The organism is Acinetobacter gyllenbergii (assembly GCF_001682515.1).
Taxonomy (GTDB): domain Bacteria; phylum Pseudomonadota; class Gammaproteobacteria; order Pseudomonadales; family Moraxellaceae; genus Acinetobacter; species Acinetobacter gyllenbergii.
On record NZ_KV575263.1, the window covers coordinates 302,702 to 317,157 of the forward strand.

At 43.3% G+C, this 14,456-nt stretch carries 10 protein-coding genes and 1 pseudogene; all 11 read left to right on the plus strand.

Annotation, left to right across the window (positions count from 1 at the left end; translation table 11 throughout):
* Positions 1-2: 2 nt before the first annotated feature.
* The 11 genes and pseudogenes from NG55_RS10550 to tfpZ all read left to right on the plus strand — a co-directional run bounded on the left by NG55_RS10550 (position 3) and on the right by tfpZ (position 14,426).
* The gene (locus NG55_RS10550; RefSeq protein WP_065343215.1) at positions 3-869 is read left to right on the plus strand and encodes a hypothetical protein; all 867 of its coding nucleotides are present in this window, start codon (positions 3-5) and stop codon (positions 867-869) included.
* 453 nt (positions 870-1,322) lie between these two features.
* Positions 1,323-5,801 (plus strand): glutamate synthase large subunit, encoded by a 4,479-nt coding sequence (gltB, locus tag NG55_RS10555; protein ID WP_171257957.1) that lies wholly within the window; start codon positions 1,323-1,325, stop codon positions 5,799-5,801.
* 71 nt (positions 5,802-5,872) lie between these two features.
* Positions 5,873-7,294 (plus strand): FAD-dependent oxidoreductase, encoded by a 1,422-nt coding sequence (locus NG55_RS10560; RefSeq protein ID WP_016542730.1) that lies wholly within the window; start codon positions 5,873-5,875, stop codon positions 7,292-7,294.
* 189 nt (positions 7,295-7,483) lie between these two features.
* On the plus strand, positions 7,484-8,890 hold the full coding sequence (locus NG55_RS10565) for an MFS transporter (RefSeq protein ID WP_065343217.1): 1,407 nt from the start codon (positions 7,484-7,486) through the stop codon (positions 8,888-8,890).
* Between the two features lie 114 nt (positions 8,891-9,004).
* On the plus strand, positions 9,005-9,895 hold the full coding sequence (locus tag NG55_RS10570; protein WP_065343218.1) for a metal-dependent hydrolase: 891 nt from the start codon (positions 9,005-9,007) through the stop codon (positions 9,893-9,895).
* Positions 9,896-10,074: 179 nt separating this feature from the next.
* The gene (locus NG55_RS10575; RefSeq protein ID WP_016542733.1) at positions 10,075-10,665 is read left to right on the plus strand and encodes a LemA family protein; all 591 of its coding nucleotides are present in this window, start codon (positions 10,075-10,077) and stop codon (positions 10,663-10,665) included.
* Between the two features lie 36 nt (positions 10,666-10,701).
* Positions 10,702-11,769, plus strand: coding sequence for a TPM domain-containing protein (locus NG55_RS10580; RefSeq protein WP_065343219.1), 1,068 nt, complete (start codon positions 10,702-10,704; stop codon positions 11,767-11,769).
* Complete coding sequence (locus NG55_RS10585; RefSeq protein ID WP_065343220.1) at positions 11,763-12,323, plus strand: TPM domain-containing protein; 561 nt, start codon at positions 11,763-11,765, stop codon at positions 12,321-12,323. Before NG55_RS10580 ends, NG55_RS10585 begins: the two co-directional genes overlap by 7 nt.
* A gap of 442 nt (positions 12,324-12,765) precedes the next feature.
* Positions 12,766-13,119, plus strand: a complete 354-nt coding sequence (locus NG55_RS21400; RefSeq protein WP_407638711.1) for a type IV pilin protein — start codon at positions 12,766-12,768, stop codon at positions 13,117-13,119.
* 194 nt (positions 13,120-13,313) lie between these two features.
* Positions 13,314-13,416, plus strand: a pseudogene (locus NG55_RS21455) (pilin); the annotation flags it as partial.
* Positions 13,417-13,688: 272 nt separating this feature from the next.
* Positions 13,689-14,426 (plus strand): TfpX/TfpZ family type IV pilin accessory protein, encoded by a 738-nt coding sequence (gene tfpZ / locus NG55_RS10600; RefSeq protein WP_065343223.1) that lies wholly within the window; start codon positions 13,689-13,691, stop codon positions 14,424-14,426.
* Positions 14,427-14,456 lie beyond the last annotated feature (30 nt).

Here is a 14,456-nt window from a genome sequence, read left to right on the forward strand (position 1 = left end):
GCATGGCTGTATCACGATCAATTTGGCAAAATATTCAACAATATAGCTGGCTCGTTTTTGCTGTGGCGTGTTTAATTGCTGCATTGATATTCTGGGGCGTGACGGATAGTAAGGCGCTCGTGAAAGAACAACAGCCAGCTGAAAAAGAAACTCAGGCTCAGATTCAGATTCAACCTGAAAAAGTTGCAGCGACTACGCATTTAGGCGCGCTTTCAGATGAAGTTAAGCCTCTGGATTTGACCACGCGTGTCGTGGTTTCCAATGAGCATGCGCCTGAATTCCGTGGCACCAAATTTATTAAAGAAAATCAGCGCCAATGGACCATGGAAATTTTCCGTAGTTCAGATGAGGCAATTGTTAAAAACTTTTTGTTAAACCGTGAAGACCGTAGAAAGTTTGTGTATTTTCGCTTGAGTGGTGAAGATCAGGTTGAGCAATATGTACTTGCTTATGGTGTGTTTAGCAGTGCCGAAGATGCAAGCCGTCAATTTGCGCAATTGAATTTGGCCTTACCTGAATCAATTCAACCTACAGCCCACCAGCTATCTAGTTATGCTGCCTTGGTCAATGATTTGGGTTCTGATGAAATGAAGTCGGCAACCAATCAGCTCTATGCTGTGCAATTAAGACCTGCTGCATTGCCACGCGTGGATGAAAGTTTATTGATTGGAACAACATCTGCCTCAAGCAACGCACGTAGCACAGATACATCGAGCACAGTAAAAACCACCGTCACACAGCGTGATGCGCAGGGTAATGTGGTGAACGTAAAACAAACCCAATCTGCACCGAAACCACCTGCAACTGCTGAAAAAATAAAAGAAAATTCAGATGCTTCTAAGCGTGAAGTGAGTGATCCTTTTAATTAAAATTGCACCATTAATGTGCGTTAATGATTCTTTTTATAGCATGATGATAGTTTTTGGTGCATTTTTGTGCGCAAAAATGAGCTCCCTCTTCCTTGTATCTTGATGTTATTTTAACTTTTTTAATGATTTAGTAAAAACATGCCTATATGGCATGTTTTTTGCTTTTTTGTGGTGCTAATTTGTCTGCTCATTGCCCTGTTTTGTGCTAAACAGTTCATTAATTGGGTGAAATGGAAAGTTTTTGTGCTTTACAAACCTAGGTGAAGGTGTAATAACTGAAAACACTTTATAGGGTGCAATCTTGTAAAGGAAAGACGTATATTGCAAATTCGCCATGAAAAATGTTTTCGCGAAGCATTGAACTTTGTATGAGTTAATCGGCAATATCGCAGAAAATGAATTGATTGTTTGTTGCTCGAAAGAGCCATGTTGAAAGAAGGGTACGCTATGCACATGCCATCGCCTAATACTGTAGCTCCCGCTCAAGGTTTATATCAGCCTGACGAGTTTAAGGATAACTGTGGTTTTGGTCTGATTGCCCATATGAAGGGTGACTCAAGCCATCATCTGGTCGAAACTGCGATTCACAGTTTAAGTTGCATGACGCACCGTGGTGGTATTGCCGCGGATGGTAAGACAGGAGATGGTTGCGGATTGTTATTGGCGATGCCGAAACAATTTTTCCGTGAAGAAGCACAGAAATTAGGCAGTAACCTGACTGAAATTTTTGCTGCAGGAACTGTATTCCTAAACATCGATCCTGCTTTAGCGCAAAATGCCAAAAATATTTTAAATAAAGAAATTGCTGCTGAAGGTTTAACTGTTGCAGCATGGCGTGTTGTACCTACAAATAATGATGCCTTGGGTGAGATTGCACTACAATCCTTACCTGCATTTGAACAAATTCTCGTGAACTGCCCGATGGGTTTAACTGAAGTTGAGTTTAACCGTAAGCTCTTCTTGGCTCGTCGTCGTGCAGAACAACAATTACAAAATGATCCGCTTTTCTATGTGACTACGTTGGCGACAACGGTAATCAGCTATAAAGGTTTGATGATGCCAGCGGCAATTGCTGACTTCTATACCGATTTGGCGGATGCACGTTTAACCTCACATATTGTGGTATTCCACCAACGTTTCTCGACCAATACCTTACCGCGTTGGCCGTTGGCACAGCCTTTCCGTTACCTTGCACACAATGGTGAAATTAATACTATTACCGCAAACCGTAACTGGGCTTTGGCACGTACACCAAAATTCGAAAATCCATTACTACCAGGTTTAACGGAGTTAAATCCAATTGTGAACCGTACTGGCTCGGATTCTTCAAGCTTAGATAACATGCTTGAAATCTTGGTGGGTGGTGGTATGGACCTGTTCCGTGCACTCCGTATGTTGGTTCCGCCAGCATGGCAAAACGTTGAGACTTTAGACGCTGACTTACGTGCATTCTATGAGTTTAACTCGAAGCATATGGAAGCCTGGGATGGTCCAGCGGGTCTGGTCATTCAAGATGGTCGTCATGCGATCTGTATGCTTGACCGTAATGGTTTACGTCCAGCACGTTGGGTGATCACCAAGAATGATTACATCACACTTGCATCAGAAATTGGTGTATGGGGTTATGAACCTGAAGATGTGGTGTCTAAAGGTCGTGTGGGTCCAGGTCAAATTTTAGTGATTGATACTTTGACTGGCAAAGTGCTGGATACCAAAGATGTCAGTAATCATCTGAAAAATATGCGTCCATACCGTGAATGGTTACGTGATCATGCCATCCGTTTACAAGCTAATCCTCAGCTTGAAGAGCAGTTGCTTGACCAAGGTTTAACGGGTGATGCATTAAAAGCAGCTCAAAAAATGTTTATGGTGACATTTGAAGAGCGCGACCAATTGTTACGTCCAATCGCAGAAAGTGGCCAAGAAGCAGTCGGTTCAATGGGTGATGATACGCCAATGGCGGTATTGTCTCGTCAAGTGCGTCACGTGTCTGATTACTTCCGTCAACAGTTTGCGCAAGTGACTAACCCACCAATCGACCCATTACGTGAATCAATCGTCATGTCATTGGAAACCTGTTTGGGGCGTGAACAGAACGTGTTTGAGCAAGGCCCAGAACATGCGGATCGGATCATCATTTCAAGCCCTGTATTGTCAAATTCGAAAATGCAGCAGCTTCGTGACGTTGAAAAAGAACGTGAAGGTTATGGCGTTGTTGATATCGATCTGAACTATGCAGAAGCTGAAGGTTTACAAGCAGCGATTGCGCGGATTTGTGAAGAAGCTGCACAAGCGGTTCGTGATGGTAAAACACTGATTGTGCTCACCGATAAGAACCTGCGTGAAGGTTTCTTACCTGCAAACTCTGCATTGGCAACAGGCGCTGTGCACCATCATTTAATTAAAACTGGTTTGCGTACCGATGCAAACATTTTAGTTGAAACAGGTTTTGCTCGTGATCCACACCAATTTGCAGTCTTGTTAGGTTTTGGTGCAACTGCGGTATATCCATACTTGGCTTATGACGTGATCAATGACTTGGTTGCGAAAGGCGAACTTTTGGGTGACCCAATCCATGCACAAGCCAACTTCCGTAAAGGGATTGAGAAAGGCTTACTCAAAGTTCTTTCTAAGATGGGAATCTCGACGGTTGCTTCTTATCGTGGCGGTCAATTGTTTGAGGCGGTGGGTCTATCATCTGAAGTGGTCGATAAATGTTTCCTTGGTGTACCTAGCCGTATCCAAGGTGCGACTTTTGCTGACCTTGAAAATGACCAGAAAAAATTGGCGACCACGGCTTGGCAACATCGTAAGCCGATTGATCAAGGTGGTTTGCTTAAATTCGTATTTGGTAAAGAGTATCACGCGTTTAACCCAGACGTGATTAACTCACTGCATAAAGCGGTGCGTTCAGGTCAATACCAAGACTTTAAAGAATATGCAGAGCTGGTGAATAACCGTCCTGTTGCAACGATTCGTGACTTATTTAAGTTGAAAACTACGGATTCGATTGCTTTAGATCAGGTTGAAACGATTGAAGAGATTCTGCCACGCTTTGACTCTGCGGGCATGTCTTTAGGTGCATTGTCACCAGAAGCACATGAAGCCATTGCCATTGCCATGAACACCATTGGTGGTCGTTCAAACTCAGGTGAGGGCGGTGAAGATCCAGCGCGTTATGGCACCATCCGTAACTCGAAGATCAAACAGATTGCATCAGGTCGTTTCGGTGTTACCCCTGCATACTTAACCTCTGCAGAAGTATTGCAGATTAAAGTGGCGCAGGGTGCAAAACCAGGTGAAGGTGGTCAGTTACCAGGCGGTAAAGTGAATGGCTTAATTGCGCGTTTACGTTACTCAGTGCCAGGTGTAACGTTGATTTCGCCACCACCGCACCATGATATTTATTCGATTGAAGATTTATCACAATTGATTTTTGACTTGAAACAAGTCAACCCTCAAGCGATGGTTTCAGTAAAACTGGTATCTGAGCCGGGCGTTGGTACGATTGCTGCGGGTGTGGCAAAAGCCTATGCCGACTTTATTACCATTTCGGGTTATGACGGTGGTACAGCTGCATCACCATTGTCATCGATTCACCATGCGGGTTCGCCATGGGAGTTGGGTCTCAGTGAAGCGCATCAAGCATTACGTGTGAATGACTTGCGTGGCAAGGTGCGTGTACAAACCGATGGTGGTTTGAAAACCGGTCTAGACGTGATCAAAGCTGCGATTTTAGGTGCTGAAAGCTTTGGTTTCGGTTCAACGCCAATGATTGCATTAGGTTGTAAATACCTGCGTATCTGTCACTTAAACAACTGTGCGACCGGTGTAGCAACACAACAAGATCATTTACGTCAAGAGCATTATATTGGCGAGCCACAAATGCTAATCAACTTCTTCAAGTTTATTGCAGAAGAAACGCGTGAATGGTTAGCCGCATTGGGTGTTGCATCACTGAAAGATTTGATTGGCCGTGTTGACTTACTCGAAGTTTTACCGGGTGAAACAGAGAAACATGCACATCTTGATCTCAGTGCGTTATTGACATCGCATCCTTCTGCAGAAGGTAAGGCACAATATTGCCAAGTTCAAGGCAATGCACCATTTGATAAAGGTGTCTTGGCTGAGAAAATGGTGGCTGAAATGTTGCCAGCGATTGAAGCAGGTCAAGGTGGTTCATTCAACTTCACAGTAGGTAACTGTGACCGTTCGATTGGTGCCCGTATCTCTGGTGAGATTGCGCGTCGCTATGGCAACTTGGGGATGGAAAGCAGCCCAGTGGTGATGAACCTTGTCGGGACTGCAGGTCAGTCGCTTGGGGTTTGGAACGCAGGTGGTTTGCATATCAAACTAGAAGGTGATGCCAACGACTATGTCGGTAAAGGGATGGCGGGTGGTCGCGTATCGATCTTCCCACCAAAAGGTTCACCATTCCAAACTCAAAACACAGCAATCATTGGTAACACCTGTTTATATGGTGCAACGGGCGGTAAAGTCTTTGCAGCTGGTACTGCAGGCGAGCGTTTCGCAGTTCGTAACTCAGGTGCATTTGCGGTGATTGAAGGTGCTGGCGACCACTGTTGTGAATATATGACAGGTGGTGTAGTGACGGTATTGGGTAAAGTCGGTCATAACTTTGGTGCAGGGATGACAGGTGGTTTCGCCTATGTTCTCGACCTTGATAATGACTTTGTGGATTATTACAACCATGAGCTGATTGATCTGAATCGTATTTCTACTGAGGCGATGGAAGATCATAAAGAGAATTTATTACGTATTCTGGATGAGCATATCCAAGAGACAGGTAGTGCTTGGGCCTACAAAATCCGTAATGAGTTCGACTTCTATAGTCGTAAGTTCTGGCTTGTAAAACCGAAAGCTGCTAATTTGCAAACGCTTTTGAAAACAACCCAAGCTGACCCACAATAATTCCACGACTGCAAAGACATAGGCAGGTGCAGCGGTGAAGGACATCACTGCGCCTACCCACGGAGAGAGACATGGCAGAGCGCCTTAATAATGACTTTCAATTTCTGGATGTAGCACGCCAAGATCCAGAGAAAAAAGATATTACTGTCCGCAAGGCAGAGTTTGTGGAAATTTATAAACCTTTTACCGCGGAAGTGGCTGCAAACCAGACCCACCGTTGTTTAGGGTGTGGTAACCCGTATTGTGAGTGGAAATGTCCAGTTCATAACTACATTCCAAACTGGCTAAAGCTCATTGCAGAAGGTCAGATTTTCCAAGCAGCTGAACTGTGCCATCAAACCAATACCTTGCCAGAAGTCTGTGGTCGTGTTTGCCCACAAGACCGACTTTGTGAAGGTGCATGTACTTTAAACGATGGTTTTGGTGCAGTCACGATTGGTAATGCTGAAAAATATATCAATGATACTGCTTTCGCTTTGGGCTGGCGTCCAGACATGTCAGGCGTCAAATGGACCAATAAGAAAGTGGCGATCATTGGTGCAGGTCCTGCAGGTTTAGGCTGTGCGGATATTTTGGCGCGTGGTGGGGTTAAACCAGTTGTATTTGACAAGCGTCCTGAAATTGGTGGTCTACTCACATTTGGTATTCCAGAATTTAAAATGGAAAAAGATGTGATGAAACGTCGCCGTGAGATTTTCACGGGGATGGGCATTGAATTCCGTTTAAATACTGAAATTGGTGTGGATGTGACCATTGAGCAATTGCTTGCGGAATACGATGCCGTGTTTATGGGCATGGGCACTTATACCTATATGAAAGGTGGTTTCCCTGGTGAAGATCTTGACGGTGTTTACGATGCCTTAGATTTCTTGATTGCCAACGTGAACCGTTGCCAAGGTTGGGAAAAAGATCCAAGCGAATACATCAGTGTCGATGGTAAAAAGGTGATCGTTCTAGGTGGTGGTGATACGGCCATGGACTGTAACCGTACTTCATTACGTCAAGGTGCGCATGATGTAACTTGTGCTTATCGCCGTGATGAAAGCAACATGCCAGGTTCTGCACGTGAAGTGAAGAATGCCTATGAAGAGGGTGTAAAATTCCTGTTCAACCGTCAGCCAATCGAGATTGTGGGCGAGAATGGTAAAGTCACAGGCGTTAAGGTGGTAACGACACAAATGGGTGAGCCTGACAGCCGTGGCCGTCGTAGCCCTGAACCAATTCCGGGTTCTGAAGAAATTCTACCAGCAGATGCCGTATTATTGGCATTTGGTTTCCGTCCAAGCCCAGCAGACTGGTTCGGTGGTGCGAATGTGAGTTTAGATGGTTCAGGTCGTGTGGTTGCGGCTGAACAGCAAGAATTTAAATTCCAGACTTCGAATCCAAAAATCTTCGCAGGTGGAGATATGGTTCGTGGTTCTGACTTGGTGGTCACCGCGATCTGGGAAGGTCGTCAAGCTGCTGAAGGCATCTTGGATTATCTTGGTGTATAAACCTATTTTGCATATTTAAGTTATTCAAAAGCCCAAGCCTCGTGCTTGGGCTTTTTTATTTTGTCGATGGCTGCTGGTATGTGTTCTTATGGACTAAGAAAATAAAAACTTTAACAAGCAGTCAATACCTTGCTATGCTATTAATGATAATAATTCTCATTTTTGATTTTTTGCTGAGTGGATAAAATAATGACATCGAAACTCAATGATTGGTTGTTAATTGCGGCACTGTATACCAGTACCTTTCTCTGCTTGGTGGATTTAAGCAGTGTCAATCTGGCTTTAACTGCAATCCAGACACAGTTCAATAGTCATCTCGCCGATTTACAGTGGGTGATTGATAGCTATGCGTTGAGTATGTCGAGTTTGATGTTGGCAGTGGGGGCGTTAAGCCAATGGTTGGGGCGTAAACGCTTATGGTTAGTCGGTGTCGGGATCTTTATTTTAGGCTCGGTGATTTGTGCCGCAGCACCGGATTTTGGCATATTGATTATTGGGCGAGTGATTCAGGGCATCGCAGGTGCGATGTTGATTCCATTGACTTTGGCGATCATCGTACATCATTTTACCCAAGCCAATCGCAAAGCACGGGAAATTGGCAACTGGAGTTCATTCAGTGCCTTTGCCTTGATTGTTGGGCCACTAATGGGTGGCCTGATGGTGCATTATTTGGGCTGGCAAAGTATTTTCTGGTTGAATCTGCCAGTTGGGTTATTGGCCTTATTTTTGGGCTGGAAAGGTATTGTCGCCGATCAATATCAGCAAAAAATCAGTTTTGATTATTTGGGGCTGATCTATAGCGTGACTGCGATTGCCACCTTGACCTATAGTATTATCATGGTTCAGCAAGCGCATATGGGTTATCTGATTGTTTTTAGTTTCCTGCTTTCGGTGGTGTTTACGCTGATTTTTATTCGACATCAAAAACATGCTTCGCATCCGCTGATTCCACGTCATTTATTCCATAACCGCATTTTTTTACGTTTTAATCTGATCTCTTTTCTATTGGGGTTTGCAGGCTATAGCTCCTTATTTGTCTTTGCCTTGTTTTATCAGGAACAGGTTCATTTAAGCGCGGCTCAAGCCGGTTGGTTGATCGCCCCACAATTTCTGATGCAGGCGCTGGTTTCTATTTGCTTTGGTCGGTTACAGCAAAGTTATGGTGCATTGCCCTTACTCAGAATAGGGTTATTCATTTCTGGAATCGCCTTGATCGCAATGATCAGTTTCCAGAGCAATTCTTCTTATCTGTTGTTTATGGGCTTAAGCGGCCTGATGGGAGCAGGCATTGGATTGATTGTACCCAGTTCCAGTACTTTGAGCTTACATGCGGTATCGCAGGCAGATGCTAGCTTTGCTGCGGCAATTTTAAATATGCTCAGACAACTTGGACTGACTTTTGGCATTGCTGTATTGGGTACACTGACTGCGTTTATGATCAAATGGGCAGTGATAAGCTTGCATTATTCGATGGCACAGGCGCAGCTATTGGCATTCCATGTGGTGGTGGCGATCATGGGCGGACTATTTCTTGCAGCGATGTGGAGCTTAAGAAAAATTAAACAAGAATGTATCGCACCGATCTCATCGACCTAGACCAGTCATCATTTTGGTAGTTTTGGCAAGTTTTGTAAGCTTTTTTGCCCTGTGCATGGATTTTTTACAGCGTAATACTCGAACACAGTCTAGAAAATGATGCAGGCAATCGAGATGGCTCTTGCAAATGCGAAGGTAGAGAAAACTTATTTAAATCGCCCCAAAGCCTTGGGCATTACAGTACGACGTTTGCAATTTAATCCGAACAAAATCAAACGTCATTATTTTGCCAATTCCCCAGTAATGTCACATTTACTCACAGCACTGTCTTCAACTTTCCCGATTGGAGAGCAGTATTTTGTCAATAGTGTGCGTAATGTCCGAGATAAAGTGCAAGACCCACAATTACAAGCGCAGATTGCGGCTTTTATTGGGCAGGAGGCGATGCATTCCAAAGCGCATACGGAGTTTAATGATGCTTGGCGACGTGAGGATTATAATCTTGATCGTTTTCAGGCATGGTTAGCCAAGCGCGATGATGCACTGCGTAATATTCATCCGAAACTACAACTGGCTTTGACCTGTGCCTTTGAGCATTTTACTGCGATGTTAGGCGGTTATATTCTCAAGCATCCTGAAATCCTCAGTACCTTGGATGATGATGCCATGAAACTGTGGGTCTGGCATGCGATTGAAGAAATCGAGCATCGTTCGGTGGCTTTTGATGTTTACCAAGATGTCTACGGTGATGACCGTATTCGCCGTTTACTGATGCGCAGTGTCACGACAGGCTTTGCCAGTTTGACTTTTTATGCGACTACGCGTTTGATCTGGCAAGATAAATGGAAGAGCTTGCCGAAACTCGGTGGCAATCTATTTGGTATGTATTTACTCAGTAAAATGCTACTGCAGTTGATACCCGAGTATTTATCGTATTATCAAGCGGATTTTCATCCTGCCAAACATGATTACAGCGCATTGGTGAATTACTGGAAAGCGCGTATGGCCGATGAATATGGGATGGCAAGCTTTCAAGAGGAAACTGCATCTAAAATTTATAGCTAATTTCAATTCAAATCACAACGTTTGTGCTTAGCGCGGCATTACTTCAAGCTTGCTTGGGGAATGCCTTTTTTATTTAAAGACCCATAAATCAACTTTAATAAATGTTACACAGCTGACAAAAAATCCCATTACAATGAATTATCGCAAAAATATAAAGAAAAACTTGAGGATAAATTTTTATGAAAATCATCAAACAAACTGCACTGGCAACCGTATTGGCAAGTACCTTGTTATTTACTGGTTGTGGCTATAACACTTTGCAGGTCAAAGATGAAGCCGTGAATGCGTCTTGGTCTGAAGTGCAGAACCAATATCAACGCCGTGCCGATTTGGTACCGAATTTAGTCAATGTGGTGAAAGGCTATGCCAAACATGAAGAGCAAGTGTTGGTCGAAGTCACTCAGGCACGTTCTAATGTGGCAGGTTTAAAAGTCGATAAAGAGGTGCTAGAAGATCCCGCATTATTCGAGAAATACCAACAGGCGCAAAGCCAATTGACGGGTGCTTTATCACGTTTGATTGCCGTGTCAGAAAACTATCCTGACCTGAAAGCCAATGAGCAGTTCCGTGATTTACAGGCACAGCTTGAGGGCACTGAAAACCGTATCGCAGTTGCCCGTAACCGCTATATCACCACGGTTCAAGATTATAACGCTTATGTACGTCAGTTCCCGCAAGTAATGACGGCTAAAGTGATTGGCATGAAAACCAAAGAAAACTTCAAGGCGGAACAATCTGCACAGCAAGCACCGACAGTTTCATTTAATTAATCTGTGAAATTGTTCTGAACTGTGAGGAGTTGCCGTATGTTGAACCTGTTTAAGCAGCACTTAAAACTGAAGATTTTACCTGTTTTAAGCATCGTTTTTGCGACACTGCTTTTCCAGCATACGGTTTGGGCTGAAGTCGCAACTGCAACCGATCAAAGCGATGTGATTGTTGCGGGTAAGATTATTCAACAACAGCAAAAAGCAAATACCTCATCGACAACGCCTCAAGAGTCAGAAACACCAGCTTTAGCGCAAGTGGCCAATGATATGGCCGAAGGTGAATCCATTCGTGGTTTGCCGACCTTAAACCAACCTGTGATTGATCAGGCCAAAGTCTTGAGTGCTGCTGAAATGCAGCAGCTCAACCAGAAAATTTTGGGTCTGTATCAGCAAGGCAAAGCGCAAATCGGGGTGATTATCGTACCGACCACTGGGCAAGAAGCCATTTTTGATTTTGCCTTGCGTGCAGGTGAAAAGTGGCAATTGGGCTCAGCCAAACGCGATAATGGTTTGTTGATGGCAATTGCGGTCAATGACCGTAATATCCAAATCTTGACAGGTTATGGTCTGGAAGGCGTATTGCCTGATGTGGTGCTGAGTCGAATTATCCGCAATCAAATTACCCCCTATTTTAAACAGGGGCAATATGCTCAAGGGATTGCAGCAGGTTTAGATGAAATTAGCCGTATCGTCAATTTAGACCCTGAAATTGCACAGCAAGCCGCACAAGAATTGAAAGATCGGCATGAACAAGCAATCCAAGCACAGCAGGCCAAAGACAATACCTTGACTATGGCGCTGTTTATCTTGATTGCGGGTGTGGTCGGTTCGTTTATTGTCGGTAATCGTTTGAGTGCTTCCACCGCTGCCGTGGCTGCAACCGTTGCTGGTCTCGTCAATGGTGCAGGTCTGGTCATGAGCTTATTGCTTGGTGTCGGAATCTTCTTTTTATTGATTACCTCATTGGCGCAACTTATTTTCCAAGCTTTTCTATCGGGTGGTGGTCGCGGCGGCGGAGGTGGAGGATTCGGTGGCGGCAGCGGCGGTGGTTATAGCGGCGGTGGCGGTAGCTTTGGCGGGGGAGGAGCATCAGGCTCATGGTAACCAAGACAGATACAACACAGATTATTACTCAGCCGAAACTGGATGAGCAGGTGCAACCGAGTTTAAAGCGCTGGTTTAAGCACTTTCTCTACGTCTCTTCTGCACATCGCTATTTTAGTAAGCAAGATCGATCAGAGATTGCCAAAGCCGTCCAGCAGGCGGAAAAGGGCCATGTGGGAGAGATTCAGGTGGTGATTGAAGGGCATATCCCTTGCTCGCAGGCCTATCACCAAAATACTCGTTTACGCGCGCAACAACTGTTTGCTGAATTGGGTGTTTGGGACACCGAGTTGAATAGTGGTGTATTGCTCTATCTCAATCTATGCGAGCGTAAAGTCGAGATTGTGATTGATCGTGGTTTAAAAAATGCCACGCCAACTGAAACTTGGAATGGAATTTGTCAAAGCATCGTGCTGCTCTTGGCTCAAAAGAACTATCTACAGGCCGTGAATAATGGTGTTGCGGAAATTGGACAAGTTCTAGACCAGTATTATGTGAAAACCGAACCAAATGATCAGAATGAATTGCCGAATGAGCCAATTATCTTAAACTAAAATAGCGTTGAGTGTTTCGAGTAGAAATAGCGCTTGAGATTTTTAATGAAATCCACTATTGTGCAGAATGTTCTGTCTGTGCTTGTTCGGCAGTCACTTCCATGGTCTTTGCAGCCAGCTTCCGATAAACGGTGAGAAAAAATAAAATAATTAAAAATATTTTTTTTGTGAATTGAGTCGCTCAATTTGCATACAAGTAGAAAGTAGTCAAATTCGTTAGCAAAAAAAATGAATAATTAAGCAGTAAAGATGACGTTAATTGTCATTTTTTTTCTGAAAATGTCTGATTTGATCTTCTTTTGTACAGGATGAATTTCTTTTAAGTCCCTGTTTTTTTAAGTTAAAATTAGCTAAGCTAAGGACTGGCATAAAACATGCTAATTACTAAATAGCTGAAAAAAGCTTATAAAAAAATACTCATTGGAGAAATGTTATGAAATCAATGCAAAAGGGTTTTACTCTTATCGAATTGATGATCGTTGTAGCGATTATTGGTATTTTGGCGGCAATTGCGATTCCTGCGTATCAAAGCTATACCAAAAAAGCAAATGATGCATCATGTCTATCTGAAATGAAGTCATATGCTTCATTATATGTAGCAGAAAAAATTGCTGAAAATGGTAATATTGCCAATATCACAGTAACAGCGGCTGATTTAAAACACTGTACAGTCGAATTGCCTGATAATTTAGCGGCAACAGAAATTACAGCGACGGCTCCTAAGGGTACTGGTGGGGACATTAAATGTGATGTTAATGGAAATGCATCATGTACTATCGAAGCAGCATCTCCATAATTTGTATATGGCAATAAAAAAGGCACTACGGTGCCTTTTTTATTATAAGTGAGATTCTTAGACAACAAGTGTGAAGAAAGGGAATTAACTGACAAAATTTTTATGAATATTATTTTATAAATCATTGTTATTGTTTGTTATTTTTTATTGGTATGTTTCCTGCATCTCCTGATGAAAACAAGGAGTACGATAAAATGCGTAAACACAAGGGTTTTACACTGATTGAGTTAATGATTGTGGTTGCAATTATTGGGGTATTAAGTGCCATCGCAATTCCTGCTTATCAAAGTTACACCAAAAAGGCCAATGATGGTGCTTGCCTGTCTGAGATGAAGTTTTATTCTTCGTTATTTGTTTCGGAAAAAATTTCTGAACATGGGGATATTGATAATTTACCTGCTGCGAGTTCACTGAAACATTGTAACTATACCGCGCCAGATGATTTTTCTGCGACGGAGCTGACGGCGACGGCCATAAGTGGCACAGGCGGTATCATTACTTGTGATATTAATGGGAAAGCCTTATGCGAAATCCATTAATGATAATTTTAAATTGTTGTGGAATATACAATGTCTAAACGCATTAAATTTTTTTTGGGGCATATATCAGTTTCGATCCTGATTGCATTATGTGCAAGCCTGATTGTTTTTTGCTTTTGGTATCCTACACCCTTAGCCGCAGCGGTTGGGGTCACCCATCTCTTTGTCATGCTGTTGGTGATTGATGTGATTGTTGGCCCTTTGCTCGGTTTGTTGGTTTACAAAGAGGGAAAAAAAAGCTTAAAACTGGATTTGACAACGGTCATTGTTTTACAATTTGCAGCTTTGGGCTATGGCCTATATACCATTGGCCAAGGCCGTCCAGCTTGGATCGTTTACAATAGCTTGAGTTTTGTGGTGGTCAAAAATAGTGATATTGAACCAAAATACTTGCAGCAAGCCGAGGCTAAATTCCAACAACCATCATGGTTACATCCAACAATTGTCGCAATTCAATCCAATGCTACGGGGCGGCAGCAAAAGCGCTTACTTGATTCAGCTGCTCAAGAACGCAATAGCACGATTACGCGTTACCCAGCTTATTATACTGATTTAACAAATGCGAAAATGCGTTTGCAAATGAACAGCTCGCCAGTGTCTATTCTGGAGCAGTACAACGACAAGCAAACGGTAGCCAATACTTTGCGTCAATATCCAGAAGCAGATGCTTGGATGGGGCTTTCAGCGCCTGTTCAAGATATGGTAGTGCTCATAAATAAAGAAAAAGGTGAAGTGGTTAAAATTGTTGATTTGCGTCCTTGGAAGTAAATTGTAGTTTTTATCTTATATTTAGTTTGT

What these genes read in the sequence shown, in the direction of transcription:
- NG55_RS10550 (WP_065343215.1), top strand. Translation starts at nt 3, where the DNA reads ATGGCTGTATCACGATCAATTTGGCAAAATATTCAACAATATAGCTGG.
- gltB (WP_171257957.1), top strand. Translation starts at nt 1,323, where the DNA reads ATGCCATCGCCTAATACTGTAGCTCCCGCTCAAGGTTTATATCAGCCT.
- NG55_RS10560 (WP_016542730.1), top strand. Translation starts at nt 5,873, where the DNA reads ATGGCAGAGCGCCTTAATAATGACTTTCAATTTCTGGATGTAGCACGC.
- NG55_RS10565 (WP_065343217.1), top strand. Translation starts at nt 7,484, where the DNA reads ATGACATCGAAACTCAATGATTGGTTGTTAATTGCGGCACTGTATACC.
- NG55_RS10570 (WP_065343218.1), top strand. Translation starts at nt 9,005, where the DNA reads ATGGCTCTTGCAAATGCGAAGGTAGAGAAAACTTATTTAAATCGCCCC.
- NG55_RS10575 (WP_016542733.1), top strand. Translation starts at nt 10,075, where the DNA reads ATGAAAATCATCAAACAAACTGCACTGGCAACCGTATTGGCAAGTACC.
- NG55_RS10580 (WP_065343219.1), top strand. Translation starts at nt 10,702, where the DNA reads ATGTTGAACCTGTTTAAGCAGCACTTAAAACTGAAGATTTTACCTGTT.
- NG55_RS10585 (WP_065343220.1), top strand. Translation starts at nt 11,763, where the DNA reads ATGGTAACCAAGACAGATACAACACAGATTATTACTCAGCCGAAACTG.
- NG55_RS21400 (WP_407638711.1), top strand. Translation starts at nt 12,766, where the DNA reads ATGCAAAAGGGTTTTACTCTTATCGAATTGATGATCGTTGTAGCGATT.
- tfpZ (WP_065343223.1), top strand. Translation starts at nt 13,689, where the DNA reads ATGTCTAAACGCATTAAATTTTTTTTGGGGCATATATCAGTTTCGATC.